This is a genomic window from Mesorhizobium sp. WSM4307, assembly GCF_007003945.1.
Lineage (GTDB): Bacteria > Pseudomonadota > Alphaproteobacteria > Rhizobiales > Rhizobiaceae > Mesorhizobium.
In genome coordinates this window covers 231,529-249,869 of the sequence record NZ_VFTB01000003.1, presented here as the reverse complement: position 1 = coordinate 249,869, position 18,341 = coordinate 231,529, and the positions used below count along the sequence as shown (strand labels likewise).

Annotated in this window: 18 protein-coding genes; 9 read left to right on the top strand and 9 right to left on the bottom strand. The window is 64.3% G+C overall.

Features of this window, described 5'->3' with window-relative positions; genetic code table 11:
• Window positions 1-21: 21 nt before the first annotated feature.
• The gene (locus tag FJV83_RS08250) at window positions 22-732 is read right to left on the bottom strand and encodes a DNA helicase (protein ID WP_142885997.1); all 711 of its coding nucleotides are present in this window, start codon (window positions 730-732) and stop codon (window positions 22-24) included.
• A gap of 377 nt (window positions 733-1,109) precedes the next feature.
• Between FJV83_RS08250 and FJV83_RS08245 the strand changes: the two genes are divergently transcribed.
• Entirely contained in the window at window positions 1,110-2,108 is a 999-nt protein-coding gene (locus tag FJV83_RS08245) for a hypothetical protein (RefSeq protein ID WP_142877172.1), read from the top strand.
• 39 nt (window positions 2,109-2,147) lie between these two features.
• Here FJV83_RS08245 and FJV83_RS08240 read toward each other — a convergent pair whose 3' ends face one another.
• On the bottom strand, window positions 2,148-2,939 hold the full coding sequence (locus FJV83_RS08240; protein WP_142885998.1) for an alpha/beta fold hydrolase: 792 nt from the start codon (window positions 2,937-2,939) through the stop codon (window positions 2,148-2,150).
• A 100-nt stretch (window positions 2,940-3,039) separates the two neighbouring features.
• Between FJV83_RS08240 and FJV83_RS08235 the strand changes: the two genes are divergently transcribed.
• Complete coding sequence (locus tag FJV83_RS08235; RefSeq protein ID WP_142885999.1) at window positions 3,040-3,966, top strand: LysR family transcriptional regulator; 927 nt, start codon at window positions 3,040-3,042, stop codon at window positions 3,964-3,966.
• A 36-nt stretch (window positions 3,967-4,002) separates the two neighbouring features.
• Here the strand turns inward: FJV83_RS08235 and FJV83_RS08230 are convergent, their stop codons facing one another.
• Window positions 4,003-4,455: a GatB/YqeY domain-containing protein gene (locus FJV83_RS08230; RefSeq protein WP_185973385.1), complete on the bottom strand. Its 453-nt coding sequence runs from the start codon at window positions 4,453-4,455 to the stop codon at window positions 4,003-4,005.
• Window positions 4,456-4,728: 273 nt separating this feature from the next.
• On the opposite strand from FJV83_RS08230, the gene carA reads away from it, so the two are divergent.
• Window positions 4,729-5,946, top strand: a complete 1,218-nt coding sequence (carA, locus tag FJV83_RS08225; protein ID WP_142886000.1) for a glutamine-hydrolyzing carbamoyl-phosphate synthase small subunit — start codon at window positions 4,729-4,731, stop codon at window positions 5,944-5,946.
• A gap of 70 nt (window positions 5,947-6,016) precedes the next feature.
• Here the strand turns inward: carA and FJV83_RS08220 are convergent, their stop codons facing one another.
• Together FJV83_RS08220 and FJV83_RS08215 are read right to left on the bottom strand one after the other, a co-directional pair.
• A complete protein-coding gene (locus FJV83_RS08220; protein ID WP_142886001.1) occupies window positions 6,017-7,282 on the bottom strand; it encodes a TCR/Tet family MFS transporter in 1,266 nt (421 codons plus the stop codon).
• 219 nt (window positions 7,283-7,501) lie between these two features.
• Window positions 7,502-8,425 (bottom strand): neutral zinc metallopeptidase, encoded by a 924-nt coding sequence (locus FJV83_RS08215; RefSeq protein WP_095773634.1) that lies wholly within the window; start codon window positions 8,423-8,425, stop codon window positions 7,502-7,504.
• A 245-nt stretch (window positions 8,426-8,670) separates the two neighbouring features.
• Here FJV83_RS08215 and FJV83_RS08210 point away from each other — a divergent pair, with 245 nt between their 5' ends.
• Window positions 8,671-10,686 (top strand): hypothetical protein, encoded by a 2,016-nt coding sequence (locus FJV83_RS08210; RefSeq protein ID WP_246691817.1) that lies wholly within the window; start codon window positions 8,671-8,673, stop codon window positions 10,684-10,686.
• Between the two features lie 126 nt (window positions 10,687-10,812).
• On the opposite strand, the gene FJV83_RS08205 is transcribed toward FJV83_RS08210, so the two are convergent.
• Both FJV83_RS08205 and mntR read right to left on the bottom strand, forming a co-directional pair.
• A complete protein-coding gene (locus FJV83_RS08205) occupies window positions 10,813-11,001 on the bottom strand; it encodes a hypothetical protein (protein ID WP_142886002.1) in 189 nt (62 codons plus the stop codon).
• A gap of 95 nt (window positions 11,002-11,096) precedes the next feature.
• On the bottom strand, window positions 11,097-11,549 hold the full coding sequence (mntR, locus tag FJV83_RS08200; protein WP_095773632.1) for a manganese-binding transcriptional regulator MntR: 453 nt from the start codon (window positions 11,547-11,549) through the stop codon (window positions 11,097-11,099).
• A 231-nt stretch (window positions 11,550-11,780) separates the two neighbouring features.
• Between mntR and FJV83_RS08195 the strand changes: the two genes are divergently transcribed.
• From FJV83_RS08195 to FJV83_RS08185, 3 genes are all read left to right on the top strand, one after another.
• The gene (locus tag FJV83_RS08195; RefSeq protein ID WP_142886003.1) at window positions 11,781-13,145 is read left to right on the top strand and encodes an Nramp family divalent metal transporter; all 1,365 of its coding nucleotides are present in this window, start codon (window positions 11,781-11,783) and stop codon (window positions 13,143-13,145) included.
• Between the two features lie 54 nt (window positions 13,146-13,199).
• Window positions 13,200-14,042, top strand: coding sequence for a protein-L-isoaspartate O-methyltransferase (locus FJV83_RS08190; RefSeq protein ID WP_185973386.1), 843 nt, complete (start codon window positions 13,200-13,202; stop codon window positions 14,040-14,042).
• Between the two features lie 117 nt (window positions 14,043-14,159).
• The gene (locus FJV83_RS08185; RefSeq protein WP_095789136.1) at window positions 14,160-14,810 is read left to right on the top strand and encodes a dihydrofolate reductase family protein; all 651 of its coding nucleotides are present in this window, start codon (window positions 14,160-14,162) and stop codon (window positions 14,808-14,810) included.
• Window positions 14,811-15,051: 241 nt separating this feature from the next.
• On the opposite strand, the gene FJV83_RS08180 is transcribed toward FJV83_RS08185, so the two are convergent.
• Entirely contained in the window at window positions 15,052-15,921 is an 870-nt protein-coding gene (locus FJV83_RS08180) for a LysR substrate-binding domain-containing protein (protein ID WP_095773629.1), read from the bottom strand.
• Window positions 15,922-16,017: 96 nt separating this feature from the next.
• On the opposite strand from FJV83_RS08180, the gene FJV83_RS08175 reads away from it, so the two are divergent.
• Window positions 16,018-16,617, top strand: coding sequence for a LysE family translocator (locus FJV83_RS08175; protein WP_142886005.1), 600 nt, complete (start codon window positions 16,018-16,020; stop codon window positions 16,615-16,617).
• 215 nt (window positions 16,618-16,832) lie between these two features.
• Here FJV83_RS08175 and FJV83_RS08170 read toward each other — a convergent pair whose 3' ends face one another.
• A complete protein-coding gene (locus FJV83_RS08170) occupies window positions 16,833-17,627 on the bottom strand; it encodes an SDR family oxidoreductase (RefSeq protein WP_142886006.1) in 795 nt (264 codons plus the stop codon).
• A 211-nt stretch (window positions 17,628-17,838) separates the two neighbouring features.
• Here FJV83_RS08170 and FJV83_RS08165 point away from each other — a divergent pair, with 211 nt between their 5' ends.
• Complete coding sequence (locus FJV83_RS08165) at window positions 17,839-18,294, top strand: MarR family winged helix-turn-helix transcriptional regulator (protein WP_095792860.1); 456 nt, start codon at window positions 17,839-17,841, stop codon at window positions 18,292-18,294.
• Window positions 18,295-18,341: the final 47 nt, after the last annotated feature.

Below are 18,341 nucleotides of genomic sequence, written 5' to 3'. Positions count from 1 at the left end.
TAGCCGTGGCCGTCCGAGCGCTCAAGCCACCTGAAAGCGGATCTCGCCCTTGTTCAGGAAGCAGGTCTTGTCGAACAGCGACAGATCGAGCGGGTTGGGCAACCTGATGTCGCCGATATCGGGGACCGGCTTGGTCTCGGGATCGTAGGACCGGTCGATCTGCGAGATGAAAACCAGTATGACGCCGCTGACGCGCGCGAAAGCTTTCAAGGTGCGGACCTGCTCCATCAGGCTGGGGTTCTCACGTCTCTGGTCGAGCAACTGCAGATAGTCGATGACCGCCAGCGTACCACGCGGCGCCGATCGCAAGATCCTGACGATGTAGTCGGCGCTGATGGCATCGGAAGTGTCGAATTCGAACAGCCGGTCGAACCGGGCCGGCTCCACGCCGATGGCATGAAACCGCTCCAGCACATCGCGTTGCGTATATTCCAGCGTGAAGGACACGCTGCGATGGCCGCATTTCATGGATTCGACCGCGAGTTCAAGGCTCATCAGCGTCTTGCCGTGGCCGGGTCGCGCGCCGACCAGGACCAGATCGCCCGGTGTCAGCTGCGCAAACAATCTGCCGGCAGGCGCTGCCTCGGACAGCTTGGCCGCAAGCAAACCCCAGCTGGTAAAACCTTGCTGCGCGGCAACACGATCAAGCGCCTGGTGGAGCGGAATTCCTGCCTGGCGCGACAACAGCCTGGCCTGACGTTTCAGATGGTAGATGGGCGCGGATAGTTTCATGGCAAAACCTTCTGATGCGAGCCGTTTTCGCAACCCCTCCTTATGCCGTGCGCTCGAACAGTCGGTTCGGTGATGAGAGTGCCCCGCATGAACTGATGCTTTCCCATTGGAGGGAGGAGGCGTGGGCCACGCCAGAATCACATCATAGCTCAACCCTTGCGGATCGAAAATCGGGCATGTCGGTGGAGGCATCGGCCGCAAGCCTTGGACCAGCGTCCCGGTCTATGGGCGGTGCGCGCGCCGGCCCCGGTTCTTCGTGCGGACTTGCAGGCTCGCTAAACAAGATGTGTTTCGCCGATTGCCGCGAGACATTTTATGATTGGTTGCGGATATAACACAGCAGGGATTCGCATGGCTTCGGCAGGAGAATTGAACCGGTGCGGTTGAGATTTTTTCCCCTGGGTGTAGTCGTCACCCTCAGCCTTCTTGTCATCGTCATTGCGCTGACCGCGACGGTCCGGTCCATTGCCGCGCCCTCGGCCGTCCCGGCCTGGCTGCAGGCCCATGTCGGCGACAGCGACGGCCAGATCTCAACCGTGGTGCTGGAGCGGGCGCGGGGGCTCTACCTGAAAAAGGTGGCGCAAGGCGTGGTCAGGAACCCCTGTTACTTCGCCATGGATGCGACACGTCCCGGCGACATGGGCAACGGCGTGCTAGGGCGCCGGTACTACGTCATTTGCGAGGCCAGCCAGTCGTTTCACGCCATCTCGTCGGGTCACGGCGGCGGCCGGAATCTGAAAGGCACGGTCGATTTCTCGAACGGCAGGCGGTGCTCCAAGAACTTCGGCAATGCCATGGATTCCGAACTGACCGCCGGCGGCGCCTACATGACCAGCGAGGCGAAGACCTCCTTCAAGGGTTTTTATCGGACCGGCGCGAAACGGGACGTAGCTTTCCAGCGCACCTTCATCCAGTTCGACGGCGAAGGCGAAGCCGCCAATGCCAGGCAGCGGGTGATCGGCGGCCATGCGGCGCAGGTGCTGCGCGGCATGTGCATGCGCAAAGGCCCCAACAGCTCCTACGCCGACCATGACGGCCTGGTGCCGTTCGGCAAGCTGGTGGACTATGCCGGCGGCCGCAGCAATGGCTGCACCAGCTGGTCGCCAACGGATGCGCAGCAGATCATCGCGATGGTGAAGGACAATCCGACGACGCTCTACATCTATCCGGAATCGCGTGATATCGCCGCCGTCGCGCAGGCGGCAAAAAGCCATTCGCCATCGGGCGAAGCACCCTATTGGAACGCCTCCTGCCTGAAGGAAATCGGCGCGCCGAAATTCTGGCCGCGAAAAACCCTCGAGCCGATCATCGCCCAATACAAGCAGGACCACCCGGCACCGCCACCGCAGCCGGTGCCGATGTGCAAGGAGCCGTGAGGTCGCGAGACAGCAGACCTCACGAGATTAGCCTTTCGCTCAGCGCAGAAAACCGAGCACGGCCTCCATGAACTCCGCCGGATACTCCACATTCGACAGGTGAACCGCCGGCAGCACGACCAGCTTCGCGCCGGGCACGGCCGCCGCGATCAGTTCGCTGTGGCTGGCGGCCGTCACCGTGTCGTGCTCGCCGGCGATCACCAGCGTCGGCCGGTTGATCAGCGACACCGTGCGGCGAAGATCGGCATCGCGAACGGCGGCGAACAGGCCAGCCAGGCCTTGCCGGTCGATAGCGAGCAGCATGGTGCGGAATTCCTCGATGACGGGTTCATTGGCCGTCACCATCCGCGCGGGGAACCAGTTGTTGAGGAAGACTTCGGCGGTTTCCGACATGTCCGGCGCCTGCCGGACAACGGCAATCCGCTCGTCGAAATAGCTTGCCGGCGCCAGATGGGACGAGGTGTTGCTCAGGATCAGCCTGTCGATCCGCTCCGGTGCATGGATACCGAGCCACTGCCCGACGAAGCCGCCCAGCGACAGTCCGAGGAAATGCACACGTCCAAGCCCGAGTGCATCGAGCAGTTCGATCACGTCGCGGCCGAGCCGGTCGAGCGAATACGCACCGACCGGGGCGCTTGATCCGCCATGGCCGCGAAAGTCGTAGCGCAGGACACGGAAATGTTTTGAAAGCTCGCCGGCCTGCCCGTCCCACATGTGCAGCGTGGTGGCGATGGAGTTCGACAGCACCAGCACCGGCTTGGCGGCATCGCCATCGAAACGATAGGCGATGCGCGTGCCGTCGGCGACGGTCACGAAATTCAGCTCATTCATGATGAAAAGTCCTTCTGGAACGATGAATGAGGCGAGCGTAGTCGCGTCGAGCTTTTGTTGATATTACAAAGATAGGACAAACTCTGTAGTCAGAGCTGACATGGCCGAATTCACCTTGCACGACCTGCAATGCTTCGATGCGGTGATCCGCACCGGCGGCTTTCAGCCGGCGGCGACCTTGCTGCACCGCTCGCACCCGGCGGTGTTCGCCGCCATTGCCAAGCTCGAACGGCAGCTCGACCTCGTTCTCCTGGATCGCAGCGGCTATCGCGTGCGCCCCACCGAAGCAGGGCTGTCGTTCCACCGCCGGGCGCAATCGCTGCTGCGCGAACTGGAAAGCCTGCGCGTCCACGCCGCCCAGCTCTCGATGGGCGAGGAAAGCGAGATCCATGTCGTGATCGGCGACCTCTGCCCGAGGCCGCAGGTGCTGGGCATGCTCGGACGGTTCTTCGGCCAATGCCCGGGCACGCGCCTGCATCTGCATTTCGAAGCCGTCGGCGGCCCTTGGGAGCGGCTTTTCGATGACGAGGCCGACCTGATCCTGCACTGGATCGACAAGGGCGACGCGCGGGTGGAATGGATCGATTTGTGCAAGGTGCCGTTCATTCCCGTGGCGGCGCCGGGCTTTTTGCCCGAGCGCCTCAGGCAGCCGATCACGCTGGACCAGATGCGGGCGCTCACCCAATGCGTCATGCGCGACACCGCCCGCCATTCGCCACGGCAGGACTACTTCATGGTCGAAGGCGCGCCGCAATGCCTGGTGCCCGACCAGGCCATGAAGAAAGAAATCATCCTGCAGGGCCTTGGCTGGGGCCACCTGCCCCGCTTCCTGATCGAGGAAGAATTGCACGACGGACGCCTGCGCTCCATTGCCGGTCGCCATATGCCGGGCCGCACCGACGAGCTGGTGGTGGCGCGCCGCCGCGACCGGCCGCACGGGCCGATCGCCAACCGGTTGTGGGATCACATCCAGCAGGAGGCGCCGGCATTGCGACGCGCGCTGGAGCCGCCAAAAACAGCGTCTTAGGGCAAGTCCAGACCTGGCGGTTGCCCTTAAAACGCCCTACTGCAGCAGGCCCTTGACGATGCCGCTGGCCTTGCCGAAATCCATCTGGCCGGCATATTTCTGTTTCAGCGCGGCGATCACCTTGCCCATGTCCTTCTGGCTGGCGGCACCCGTCGCGGCGATCGCGTCGCGGGCTGCCGCCGTGACCGCCGCGTCGTCGAGCTGTGTCGGCAGGAAGCCGCGGATGATCTCCATCTCGCCGCGCTCCTGCGCCGCCAGTTCCGGGCGCTTGCCGTCCTCGAAGGCTTTCGCCGATTCCTCGCGCTGCTTCACCATCTTGGCCAGTATCTGCAGGATCTCCTCGTCGCTGGCGGGATCCTTGCCCGACCCGCGATTGGCGATGTCGCGATCATGAATGGCGGCCTGGATCAGCCGCAATGTCGGCAGCCGGTGCTTGTCCTGCGCCTTCATCGCGCTCTTCAGGGATTCGGCGATTTTTGCGCGCATCATGCTTTCTCCTTCGATCGGCGCGGACAATAGCGCCGGGGCCAAGCCAACGCAAACCCTGATATTGCGAGGCAAGCCTATGATATTGCTTGATGAAATAAATCGGAGCCGCATTTCGCATGATCATTGACCGCCCTGCCCCCTTCCCCTATGTACTGGGCCTTGCATGAACTGAAGCTTGAGTGCGTGGAGGCTGCGAATTCGCCGCTCCGCGCCGTCTGCTGCGCGGATGGCCCGCCGGGCCTTTGCAACGCGCAGCCTGATAGGAGTGCCGCCATGGCCGAGATGACGCCCGCGTCGACCGCCCCTTGGGCCACCGAAAAGCCGACCGCCCTTCTGGTGCTGGCCGACGGCACCGTCATCGAGGGTCGCGGCCTCGGCGCCAGCGGCTCCGCTGTCGCCGAAGTCTGCTTCAACACCGCGCTCACCGGCTACCAGGAAATCCTCACCGATCCGTCCTATGCCGGCCAGATCGTCACTTTCACCTTCCCGCATATCGGCAATATCGGCACCAATGGCGAGGACATCGAGGACCTCAACCCGGCGGCCCGCGCCGGCGCAGTCGGGGCCGTGTTCAAGGCCGATGTCACCAACCCGTCCAACTACCGCGCCGCCGGCCACCTCGACCAGTGGCTGAAGAAGCGCGGCATCGTCGCGCTCTCGGGCATCGACACCCGCGCGCTCACCGCCCTGATCCGTGAAAAGGGCATGCCCAACGCCGTCATCGCGCATGCGCCCGACGGCGTGTTCGACCTCGACGATCTGAAGCGGCGCGCCGCCGCATGGTCTGGCCTGATCGGCCTCGACCTCGCCAAGGAAGTCACCTCGGGCCAGTCCTCGGTCTGGCGCGAGACGCCCTGGGTGTGGAATGAGGGTTTTGGCGAACAGGCGGCGCCGTCGCTGCACGTCGTGGCCATCGACTACGGCGTCAAGCGCAACATATTGCGCCTGCTTGCCGGCCTCGGCGCCAAGGTGACGGTCGTCCCGGCCAGCACCGGCTCGGAAGAAATCCTCGCCATGCAGCCGGACGGCATCTTCCTTTCCAACGGCCCCGGCGACCCGGAAGCCACCGGCGACTATGCCGTGCCGGTCATCCAGGACCTGCTGAAGACCGACATTCCGGTGTTCGGCATCTGCCTCGGCCACCAGATGCTGGCACTGGCGCTCGGCGGCAGGACCGCCAAGATGCACCAGGGTCATCACGGCGCCAACCATCCGGTCAAGGACCACACCACCGGCAAGGTCGAGATCGTCTCGATGAACCACGGCTTTGCCGTCGACGCGGACTCGCTGCCCGCGGGCGTCGAGGAAACCCATGTCTCGCTGTTCGACGGCTCGAACTGCGGCATCACGCTCACCGGCCGTCCGGTGTTCTCGGTCCAGCATCATCCGGAAGCCTCGCCCGGCCCGCAGGATTCGCACTATCTGTTCCGCCGCTTCGTCAACCTGATCCGCGAAAAGCGCGGCGAGGAATTGCTGGCCGAGCGGGCTTAGCCGGAAGCGACGCGACCCGCCGCGACAGCGACAGGCCGTCCCCTGGTCAGCGCGATCCGGCTGTCGTGGCTCATACCTGCGCCGCATCTTCCGCGACGCTGGTCGCGGCGTTCCTCAGCCGCGAGGGTCTCGCGACCTTCGTGACGAAGACGATGAGCGCCAGCATCAGGAAGCATGCGCCAACCAGATAGGGTGCGCCACCGAAGGTCACCGGTGCGCTTGGCCCGGTGAACCAGGAAAAGATCGCCGTGTAGAGCAGCGGCGTGATGATCGAGGTGATCGAGAAGAGCGAGGTCATCGCGCCCTGGAGTTCGCCTTGCGCCGAAGGCGGCACCTTGGCGGCGGCGAGGCTCCTCAGCGGCGGATCGGCAAGTGCCTCCAGGCAACCGGCGACGATCACCGCATAGATCATCCAGCCCTGCGTCGCGAAGGCGTAGCCGAAGGCGCTGAGCGCCGTGAATGTCAGGCCGATGACCGCCGTCTTCCACTCGCCGAGCCTGGGGATGACGCGCGGCAGCACCGTGCCCATGACGATCGCACCGCACAGGCCGAAAGCGCCGAGCGAGAAGCCGATCTGCTGCTCGCTCCAGCCATAGCGGTAGCTGGAGACGAACGACCAGACCGCCGGATACATCATGTGTCCGAGCGTCATCAGGAAGAAGACGAGCCCGATCCAGCCGATGCCCTCATACCTGCGCATCTGCAGCAGCGTGCCGACCGGGTTGGCGCGTTTCCACTCGAACCGGCGGCGATGCTTCTCGTCGAGCGTTTCGGGCAGGAAGACCATCGCGATCAGGAAGTTGACGAAGGCGAGCCCGGCGGCGAAATAGAACGGCACGCGCGGCCCGAACGTGCCGAGCAGCCCGCCCAACACTGGGCCGATGACGAAGCCGACGCCGAAGGCGATGCCGAGAAGGCCGAAATTCTTCGCCCGGTTCTCGTCGTTCGAGATATCGGCGATGAAGGCCGACGTCGTCGAATAGCTGGCGCCTGAAATGCCGGCCAGCACGCGGCCGATGAACAGCATCGGAAAAGACCAGGCGACCGCGCAGATCAGATTGTCGATCGAGAAGGTCAGCACCGAGGCAAGCAGGATCGGCCGCCGCCCGAACCGGTCGCTCAACCCGCCCATGATCGGCGCGAAGAAGAACTGCATGGCCGCATAGACGAAGAACAGCCAGCCGCCCTCGATCGCCGCGCCGCTGATGCTGACACCGGACAATTCCTGCAAATAGGCCGGCAGCACCGGCATGATGATGCCGAAGCCGATAATATCCAGCAGCAGCGTGGTGAAAACCAGCGCGAGGCCCCGCCTGGCGGTTTTGGGGTCGATCATGATGGGCCAGCCTCCTCTGGTCGCCCGGGGCGCAGGCGGACGAACCTTATAGGCGAGCCCGCAAAAAGGAACAATGCGGGAACAGCCAGGAATCGCTGATCCTGACTCTCCCTGACGGCGACTTCGTCGTCAGGCCAGTGTCAGGAAACGCTAGCCGAGACTGTTTTGAAATTCGCTCCGGCTCGACGGCCGCAGGCGTAGAATTTCCAAAAGGCTTCGTCAGATCGGGCCGCTCAGCGTGTTGCAGTCCGAAAGCTTGCCGCTCTTGTAGCCGCGCGCCAGCCAGGTCTGCCGCTGCTGCGAGGTGCCGTGGTTGAAGCTTTCCGGCACGACATAGCCCTGCATCTTCTTCTGCAGCGTGTCGTCGCCGATCTGCTTGGCGGCGTTGAGCGCGCTTTCGATGTCGCCCTGCTCCAATATGCCCTTCTGCGCGGTGTAATGCGCCCACACGCCGGCAAAGCAGTCGGCCTGCAGTTCGATGCGCACCGACAGTTGGTTGGCATCGGCCTCGCTCATGCCTTGTCGCATCTGGTTGAACTTGGACATGATGCCGGTGAGGTTTTGCACGTGGTGACCGACCTCATGCGCTACGACATAGGCCCGCGCGAACTCGCCCGAAGCACCGAATTGCTGGTCGAGCTGCTGGAAGAAGGTCATGTCGAGATAGACCTTGTGGTCGCCCGGACAATAGAACGGTCCGGCCGCCGCCGAGGCAAAGCCGCAGGCCGAGCGAACCTGGCCGGAAAACAGCACCAGCTTGGGATCCTCATAGGTCAGGCCCTGCGACTTGAAGATGCCGGTCCAGGTGTCCTCGGTTTCGGCAAGCACGGTCGCGACAAACTGCTTCATCTCGTCATTGGCGGGTGCCGTGCCGCTGCCCTGGCCGCCGCTGTTGTCTGAAATCTGGCCACCGCCCCCCGGCAGCAGGCCGCCGTCGCCACCGCCCAGGATCGCCGAGGGATCGAAGCCGAAATACCATCCGGCCAGCACGACGAGGATAACGAGGATGATGCTGCCGCCGCCACCGGTCCGGCCGCCGATGGGGAGCTGGAATTGGCCGCCACCGCCGCCGATCCCGCCGCCGCCGCTATCGCTGCGGTCGTCCTCGATATTGTCACTCTGACGACGGCCTCTCCAGAGCATGGCAACTCCCCGTGATAAACTTCCTCATTGCTCCGGCAAGGCCGGCTCAACCCAACAAACAATTATCCCAATGGTTGCGCCAAGTCACAGTGTTTTTCGATGGCCAAGGCGATGCCGGCATGACCGCTTCACCACTCTGGCCGGAACCTTTGAAGGCTTGTAGCATCGGCCGTGACGGAGGATGCGAGGGGCGGTTGCGAACGATCGGTCAAATAGTCTTGGTTTTGGCACTGAGCTGCCTGGGCTTGCGGGGAGCCACCGCGGCGACGCTCGACTCCGGCGTCGCCGTCACCGACCCGGCCACCTTGCAGGCGCTGGAGCGCGGCGGCCTGTCGATCAGTCGCCTGCTCGGTCCCGCGCTCGGCCTCACCCGCGACGTCGACAATCGCGGCCTGTTTTCCGTGCCGGCGCTGGCCAAGGTGCGCGACACCGTCAAGCAGGAGATATCGAACGAGCCGACGACCAGTCCCGACCCCTATGTCGCCGCCATGGCCAAATCGAGCGACACCAGCCAGAAATTCAATCCCAGATACATCGACGATGACGGCTCGACGCTGGACCTGACCGGCGTCGTCAACCGCATGGATCGCGGCTATCTCGGCCACACCGAATGCGGCGAGATCAGGCTGATCTACCGCTTCCACTATTCGGTCGCCGAAAAGCCGGCCAGGGGCAAGGTGGCGCAGCGCATCTCCTCGCGCCTGCCGCTGACCATGAGCCTGGTCTTCAACGCCAAGCCGAGGCGTGCGCAGGCGCGTGCCTCGAAGGATTTGCCAAGTGCCACCGACGTATCCTGCGCCGAAGTCGCCCAGCGCTGGCTCGCCGCCGGCCAGAAAGACCTGCCGCCCGGGCAACTGGCCGCCTGGCTGCGTTCCGACGAAGGCCCGCTGTCCGGCGCCATGCTCAATTCCTCGCAGATCATGCGGCTCGAGCTCAACATGCAGGTGCTGCGGCTGTCGGCCTCGACGCGGCGCGATTTCGGCGGCCACGCCGAATATCTCCTGAAGATCTTCAAATGGGATCCGGCGATCTCGAGCTTCTACGAAGCGAGGATGGAGAACCAGATCGACCGGGCGACGGTGCTGGCCGACGTCAAGTCCTTCGCCAAATGGCTGCTCACCGACCGCAACATCTACGATCTCGACCATGGCCGGCTCGTCATCGACGAAAAATTCCTGGCCAAGAGCGCCGTTTCCGTCGCGCCTGGAGGCTTGAGCCGCTCGCAGAACAACATCGCCTATGGGCTGGTCGACGATACCGATATCGACAAGGCGCTGAAGGATTACGTCGCCAGGGGCAACACGCTCGTCACCATCAAATCGGTCGCCGGCTTCAATTTGCGGCTGAACGAAATGAGCTGCACCGGCTGCCATCAGACCCATGGCATTGCCGGCTTCCACTACACCGGCGCCGACCCGGCCAGCGAACCGCGCCGCAACGCCGTCTTCGTGCCGGGCTCGGCGGTGTTCTTCGCCGACCTGCCGCGCCGCCGCGCCATCGTCGAACAATTCGCCGCCGGCGGCCATCCTGATTTCACGCGCGGCTTCGCCGCCCGCCCGGACCAGAAATATGCCGAAGCGCTGAAGGGCACCGATCTCTACAATGGCTGGGGCTCGATCTGCTATCGTGGTGACGACGCGAGCTTCAAGGACTGGACCTGCGGTGCCGGCCTGCGCTGCGCCGGCGTCCACGAAAGCGCCATCCATCCGGGCTTCGGCATCTGCGTCAGCGAGAAGGGTACCGCGGTCGGCGATCCCGTCGAGTTCGGCGAGATCAAAATGTCGACCTGGGGCAACGACCAGTATTGCCGCCTGTCGCCGGCCACCGCCAAGGCCTGCGCCATCGACCCCGCGCGGGACAAGAAACCACTGGTCAAACTCGCCGGCTATGGTGCGGCGCGCCAGCGCTACGACAATCCCGAGCAGAAGACCGGCGGTTTTCCCGGCGGCATGTTGCGCAAGGCAAGCTGCGACAAGCTTCCCGACGAGGCGACCTGCGGCCGGCTGGCCAAGACCGGCTTCAACGACTGCATCGCGTCCGGCAGGGACCACAAATTCTGCACCGGGGAATTCACCAAGACCGCCGGCCTGCGCGCCTGCGACAAGGCGCATCCCTGCCGCGAGGACTATATCTGCACCGCCGGCTATGACGATTTACCCCAGGCCAAGTCTGGCGAAGGCACCTGCATCCCGCCCTATTTCATCTTCCAGTTCCGCGTCGACGGCCACCCCAGAAGCTGGGTGCAGGATGTCAGCGAGTGAGAACGGTTTGCCGCGGGCAAATTGAAAGGTTCACTGGGACCTTTCAAAGGGCTCGAACGCCCGTAACCATAGCGCAACCGGCCGCTGAACAGACAGCTTTCGCATGCCGCCGACGTCGGCCCGGCCTCAGCTTTTCTGCTTGGCGCCGGCGCTCTTGCCGTCGGAGCTTTTCGAGCGCTCCTCGAAACGCGCCGCACCCTTCCTCAGGGAATGGCCTGTCTCGGCCTCGGTCTTGCGCTCGTCCTTCGCCGCCGCCTGCTTCAATCCCTTGGCGGCCTGCTTACCCTTCGCGGTCGGTGCTTGTTCGACGCCCATTGCTTCCTCCCTTGGCGCGATATCAGCGCTATGTGAGGAGCAACGTGCATAAGGGACTGCGGTTCCGGCGACCGCACTGAGAACGGGTGAGCAATTTAGCGCGGCGCCGTCATCGCCTTGCGGAAGGCTTCCAGCGTCTCGGCGCTGACATGGTGCTCGATGCCCTCGGCATCGATGCGCGCGGTCTCGGCGCTGACGCCGAGCGAGCGCAGGAAGGCTTCCACCGTCTGATGGCGGATGCGGCTCTCCTCCGCCACCTTGCGGCCGGCCTCGGTCAGGAACACGCCGCGATAGGGTTTTCTCGACACCAGCCCGTCGGCGCACAGGCGCGTCAGCATCTTGGCCACCGTCGGCTGCGCGACGCCGAGCCGCGCGGCGATGTCGACCTGGCGCGCCTCGTTGCCGTCCTCTATCAGATCGGCGATCAGCTCGACATAGTCCTCGACCAGCGCGCTGCGGCGCGCTTGGCGCTGCTGCCGGAACCCTTCCGAATGGACATCGGCGTCGGGCAATGGCTCACGCGGGACGGGTTTGTTCTTCAGCGCCAATGCGCGCTCCTCCTCGGGAGTTTAGCCGTTCCTGCTTTATAGCACGGGCTCTGATTCTTCAGGCCGTTTATTTGCATTCCCCCACAGGAGCAACCGGCGTTCCGATTGCGGTTTCGCAAACCCGAGCGAGCGCGCGGCAAAAAGCACAAACAATGAAATATAGCCTATTGCATAATGTTGAGCCATGGCATAGCTTATGGGTATTCGTCGGAAGTCTCGGAAAGCCTTTTCATGTCAGACGCAGAAGCCACAGCCCCTCGATCCTCATGGCGGTTCGCCGGACGGGACGAGGACGATCAGCCCAGCCTGCGCGAAGTCAATTCCACCATTGCCGTGCCGAGTTCGGGCGTCTGGTTCCGCCGGCTGTTCGCCTTCATGGGGCCGGGCTACATGGTCTCGGTCGGCTATATGGACCCCGGCAACTGGGCGACCGACCTCGCCGGCGGCGCCCAGTTCGGCCACACGCTGCTGTTCATCATCATGCTGTCCAACCTGATGGCGATCCTGTTGCAGGCGCTGGCCGCGCGGCTTGGCATCGCCACCGGCCGCGACCTCGCTCAGGCCTGCCGCGCCTATTATCCCCGCCCCGTCAATTTCGTGCTGTGGATCGCCTGCGAACTCGCCATCATCGCCTGTGACCTCGCCGAAGTGATCGGCACGGCGATCGCCTTGAAGCTTCTGTTCGGCATTCCGCTGATCGGCGGTGCCATACTCACCGCGCTCGACGCCTTCCTCGTGCTCATGCTGATGAACAAGGGGTTCCGCTATCTCGAAGCCTTCGTCATCGCGCTTTTGATCATCATCTTCAGCTGCTTTGCCATCCAGATCTTCGTTGCCGCGCCGCCGGCCGGCACGATCCTGCACTCGATGTTCGTGCCATCCTCGGAGATCGTCACCAATCCGGCGATGCTCTACATCGCCATCGGCATCATCGGCGCCACCGTCATGCCGCACAATCTCTATCTGCACTCCTCGATCGTGCAGACCCGTGCCTATGAGCGCACAGAAAAAGGCAAGCGCGACGCCATCAAATGGGCGACGACGGACTCCACCATCGCGCTGATGCTGGCTCTGTTCGTCAACGCCGCCATCCTGATCGTCTCGGCCGTCGCCTTCCACAACACCGGCCACCAGGATGTGGCTGAGATCGACCAGGCTTTCGAGCTTCTGTCACCGCTGCTCGGCCTCGGCATCGCCTCGATCCTGTTCGCCGTGGCGCTGCTCGCTTCCGGCCTGAATTCGACGGTGACGGCGACGCTTGCCGGCCAGATCGTCATGGAAGGGTTCCTGCGCCTGCGCATCCCCAGCTGGGCGCGCCGGCTTCTGACGCGCGGCCTCGCCATCGTTCCCGTGGTGGTCGTCACCGCGCTCTATGGCGAGAAGGGCACCGGCCAACTGCTGGTGTTCAGCCAGGTGATCCTGTCGATGCAGCTGCCCTTCGCGGTGGTGCCGCTGGTGCAGTTCGTCTCCGACAAGAAGAAGATGGGCAACCTCGCCATTCCACGCGGCGTGGCCGCACTGGCCTGGGTGGTCGCGGCGATCATCCTCGTGCTCAACTTCAAGCTGCTCTACGACACGATGTTCGGGGTCGGCTAGAATTCCGCCAGACAGCGCGACAAACCGCCAAATCGCGCTATCTTTCCCGATGCCATGAGCAACATCGAAGACATCAGGAAATTCTACGCCCGGCTGATGGCGGCCAATGCCGCCTCATCGGATCCACGCCTGGAGGAGGTCTTCGCCGAGGTTCCGCGCGAAGCCTTTCTTGGCCCGGGACCGTGGACGATCGTCGCCGGCAGCGGCAAGGTCACGACGCCGAGCGCCGACCCGGCGCATGTCTACCAGAACGTGCTGGTGGCGCTCGATGCCGACAAGGGCATCAACAATGGCGAGCCTTTCCTGCACGCCATGTGGATCGGAAGGCTGGCGCCGAAACCCGGCGACGCCGTCACCCATATCGGCGCCGGCACCGGCTACTACTCCGCCGTGCTGGCCAGGCTGGTTTCACCTGGCGGCACCGTCACCGCCTTAGAGCTCGACGGCAGGCTGGCCGATCTGGCGCGCAAAAATCTCGAGCCCTACCGCAATGCGACTGTCATCCAGGGCGACGCCGTGACCACGCCTTTGCCGCCATCCGACATCATCTATGTCAACGCCGGCGTCGTCGCCCCGCCGGTCGGATGGCTGAAGGCGTTGCGCCCCGGCGGCCGCATGATCTTCCCCTGGCGCCCGTCCGAACGCGTCCCGCTGGCGGTGATGGTGACCCGCACCGAAAAGGGCTTTGCCTGCGATCCCTTCATGCGCTCCTGGTTCATCCCGTGCTTCGGTGCCTCGGTTGCCGATCTTGCGGCGAAGATCCCGACACGCGAGCAGGCCGCGCGCAGCCGCTCGATCTGGCTGACGAGCGATAAGCCGCCGGACCGCACCGCCACGGCCATCTTCGGCGACGTCTGGTTCTCGTCGAAAGAAGTCCGCGCCAAACCCGGCAACTGACGCATCGATGCGCGGATTTGGCCAGAATTTCGCATGCCCTGTCGGGATAGGTGCGGGCTAGCCGTCCTTGGGCCATAATCCGGCCGCGAGGGCGTGGATGGAACAAGGGAGAGACCCATGAGAAGGATCATCGCCGCCACCTTCGTCAGCCTCGACGGCGTCATGCAGGCACCCGGCGGGCCGGAAGAGGATCCGGTCGGCGGCTTCAAATTCGGCGGCTGGACCTTCCATTATTTTGACGAGGTGGGCGGCGCGGCAATGGATGAATTGTTCTCCAAGCCCTTCGCCCTGCTGCTCGGCCGCAGAACCTACGACATCTTCGCAGCGTACTGGCCGTATCAGAAAGATCCGATCGCCGATGCCTTCAACCCCGCGACCAAATATGTGGCGACACATCGGCCCGACACCCTCACCTGGCAGAACACGCAATGGCTTGGGGAAGATATCGTCGCGGCGTTGCGCCGCCTCAAGCAAGAGGATGGACCCGACCTGCTCATCCAGGGATCGGCCGACCTCATCCAGACCTTGCTCGCCAACGGGCTGATCGACGAGATCCGGCTGATGATCTTCCCGCTGTTGCTGGGCAAGGGCAAGCGGCTGTTCGGCGAAGACGCGATGCCGGCCGCCTTCAAGCTTGTGAAGTCGCAGACGTCCAGCACCGGCGTCATCATCGCGAGCTACGAACGCGCGGGCGAAATCGAGGTCGGCTCCTTTGTCACGGGCGAACCGTCCGACGCCGAGCTCGAGCGGCGCAGGAACTGGAAGTAGCGGACGGCCTTGGCACCTTTCCTCTCCCTCCGGAGGGGGGAGAGGTGGCGCTGCGAAGCAGCGACGGAGTGGGGGAAGCCATCGCCAAACGTACCGCCGTAAGACAGGCAGAACCAGGCGGGCAAGAAGGCTGGAGGCCTGCGGGAATCAAGCCGAAAAAGATCGACCCCCACTCCGTCGAGCTTCGCTCCCCACCTCTCCCCCGATCGACGGGGGAGAGGAACCCAAGTTCTGCTTGGTCTCAAGCCGCCTGTGGCCGTCGCGCCAACCCATCGCGTATGTGCCGCGCGAACTCCTGTGCCGCAGGCCCGACGCCATGCCGCGGCAGATGCAGATTGATGGCAAAATTCGGCAGTGGCGGCAGCCCGACATCGAACGGCAAGATGTCGAGATCGGCCGGCACGGTGGAGGCCAGCCAGGTGGTGACTGCAAGATCGGAGCGCACCGTCGCCGTCGTCGCGTCGATGTTGCCGTTTTCGAACACGGTGCGCCATTCCAGCCCATGCTCGTTGAGCGCCGAAAGCACCACCGGGCGGAAGGCGCAGGTGTCGGCGACGATCGACACCGGCAGCGGCCGCTTGGCGCTGGCGGTGCCGCCTCGGGCGCCGACCCAGACCAGCCGGTCGATGGCCAGGCACTCGCCCGATGTCGGGCCGACCCGTTCCTCGATCACCGCGAGGTCGATGGTTCCGGCCGCAAGCGCTGACGCCAGTTCCGGCGATGACGCGCAGACCAGCGATATCTCGACCTGCGGATAGGTCTCGGCATAGGCCTTCAGCACCGGCGCCAGCAAGGTGCCGACGAGGTCGTAGGGCACGCCAAGCCGTACCTGGCCGGCGACGGCCGAGCCCGCCATCTCGGCCCAGATCTCGTCGTTGAGGCCGAGCAGGCGCTTGGCCTTGCCGAACAGCCGCTCGCCGGACCGCGTCAGGCGCAGGCCGCGCCGGTCGCGCTCGAACAGGCTGCAGCCAAGCGTGTCCTCCAGCCTTTTGACCTGCTGGCTGACGGCGCCTTGGGTCAGGTGCAGCACATTGGCGGCCGCCGTCATGCTGGCCTTGTCGGCGACGGTGACGAAGGTGCGCATCAGCGCCGTATCGAGATTGCGGATCATAATTGCATTATAAATGCTAATGCTAATCATAGCAAACATTGCATTTGCTGATGCACGCACCCAGCCTACGATGGAGCCTCCGATAAAGGGCGCCCCATGCTCCAGCCGATCCTGCCGCTCATCCTGTTTGCCTTCGTGGCCACCGCCACGCCTGGGATTGCCACGACCTTGTCCACCGCCTCGGGCGCGCAGTTCGGTTTTCGCCGTTCGGTTCCGCTGATGATCGGCAGCGCCGCCGGCCTTGCTACCGTGACGGGTGCGGCCGCCGCCGGCCTCGCGGGCCTGCTGCTTGCGGTGCCGTCGCTGCAACTGGCCATGAAGGTGATCGGCTCGCTCTATCTCCTGTGGCTGGCGATCAAGATCGGCCGTGCCGGGCCACCCAATCTCGACGTGACCATGGCCAAGCCCAACAGCTTCCTTGGCGGCGCCGGCATCCAATGGATGAACCCCAAGGGTTGGGCGATGGGGCTGGGCGCGGCGGCCTCGTTCGCCGCGCTGGCCGATGGGCCGGGACAACTCGCCTTGCTGCTCGGCTCAACCTTCGGCCTCACCGCCGCCATCTCGCTCTCCGCCTGGTGCGTGGCCGGCATGGTGCTGGCCCGGCTGCTCAAGACCGAATGGCAGTGGCGAGCGCTCAACATCGTGCTGGCACTGGTGCTGGCCGCATCGATCATTCCGATGTGGCGGTCGGCGTAGCTGAGGCCTTGCAGAGCCTGGGTTCCTCGCCCTCGCCAGAGGCGGGAGAGAGGTGGCTCGGCGAAGCCGAGACGGAGAGGGGTAATGGCGCAATCCTGTCCGTGAACGGGGCTTCCAGAATCCTTTCCACCGCTGGCGCAGGCCCCCTCTCCGACCGCTTCGCGGCCACCTCTCCCCCACTCCCGTGGGGGCGAGGAACTCAAGTCCTGAAACCCTCAACCCGCGTAGCGCGCCGCCGGCTTGTCGGCGTGCAGGCTGCCGTAGAAGGCTTGGCGGGCGCCGAGGAATGTGTCCAGCTTGGCGACATCGGCAAGTGCCGGCACGGTGACGGCTTCGCCCCTGGCCAGGCCGACAAGCGCGGCATCGACCATATCGTCGGCGGACATGATGATCTCCTTCGGAAGCTGGTCGATATCGCTGCCGGCGAGTTCCCAGAAATCGGTCCGGGTCGCGCCCGGCAGCACCACCTGCACCTTTACATTGGTGCCCGCGACCTCGCGGTGCAGAGCCTCGGTGAAGTTGACGACATAGGCCTTGGTGCCGCTGTAGATGCCGCCGAACGAGGTTTCAAAGGCGAGCACCGAGGCGATGTTGACGATGGCGCCGCGGTTGCGTGCCAGAAGACCCGGCAGCACGGCACGGGTCAGGCGGGTCAAGGCGATGACATTGACCTTGATCATGCGCTCGGCCGCGTCGGCGTCGGCCGTAGCCACCACCTGCTGGCCGCCAAGGCCGGCATTGTTGACCAGCAGCGTCACGCTGTCGTCGGCCGATATCGCCTGCTCGACGCGGCGCACATCATCGTCGTCGGAGAGATCGGCGCTGATCACGCTGACCTTGCGGTCGTAGGCGTAGCGCAGCTTTTCGGCCAGTTCCTCGAGCCGGTCGGCGCGCCGCGCCACCAGAACCAGATCATAGCCCTGCCCTGCCAGCCGGTCCGCATAGACCGCGCCGATGCCAGACGAGGCGCCGGTGACGACCGCCGTTCCCTTGTTTGCCTGTCCACTCATTGTCCTGTTCCTTCCATCTCTGTTCGCTTCGACCTGGCCGCCGGCGCCGCAGGCATTCGCCTCGGCTCGCCGGCAAGCCGCCTGATTGACTTAGTGGCATATACCACTTTCGACGAAGTAGGCATATGCCACTATCTTGTCAATGAGTGCGTTCGGGATTATTTGTCTGGCAGCGGCCGGACAGAATTTCCACCGGCGCCAAGGAACCACCATGCCGAAAGACACCCTGCCCGGGCTGACAGCCTGCAACTACGCCATGCTGCGGCGCGCGACGCGCAAGCTCGGCCAGTTCTATGACGACGTGCAGGCGCCGTCAGGCCTCAAGGCCACGCAGCAGGGCCTGCTATACCAGATCCATATCGGCAACGAGCCGGCGATGGGCGCCATTGCCGCTGCCCTGGTCATGGACCTTTCGGCGCTCGGCCACACGCTGAAGCCGCTGATCCGCGACGGCTATGTCGAGACCTTCGCCGACCCGGACGACCGCCGCATAAAGCGGGTGCGGCTGACCCGGCAAGGGCGCATCAAGCTCGATGAGGCGATGAAGCTGTGGCAGCTCGCCCAGCAGCGCTTCGAGGATGTGGTGGGCAAGGAGAAGGCGGAACGCCTGCGCGCGGTGCTGGATGACATCAGCGCGCTGGATTTCGATCTGCCGCCGGCTACCTAAGCAATTCCAGGAAAAGTGTGAAACGGTTTTCCGTCCGGAATTGTGTC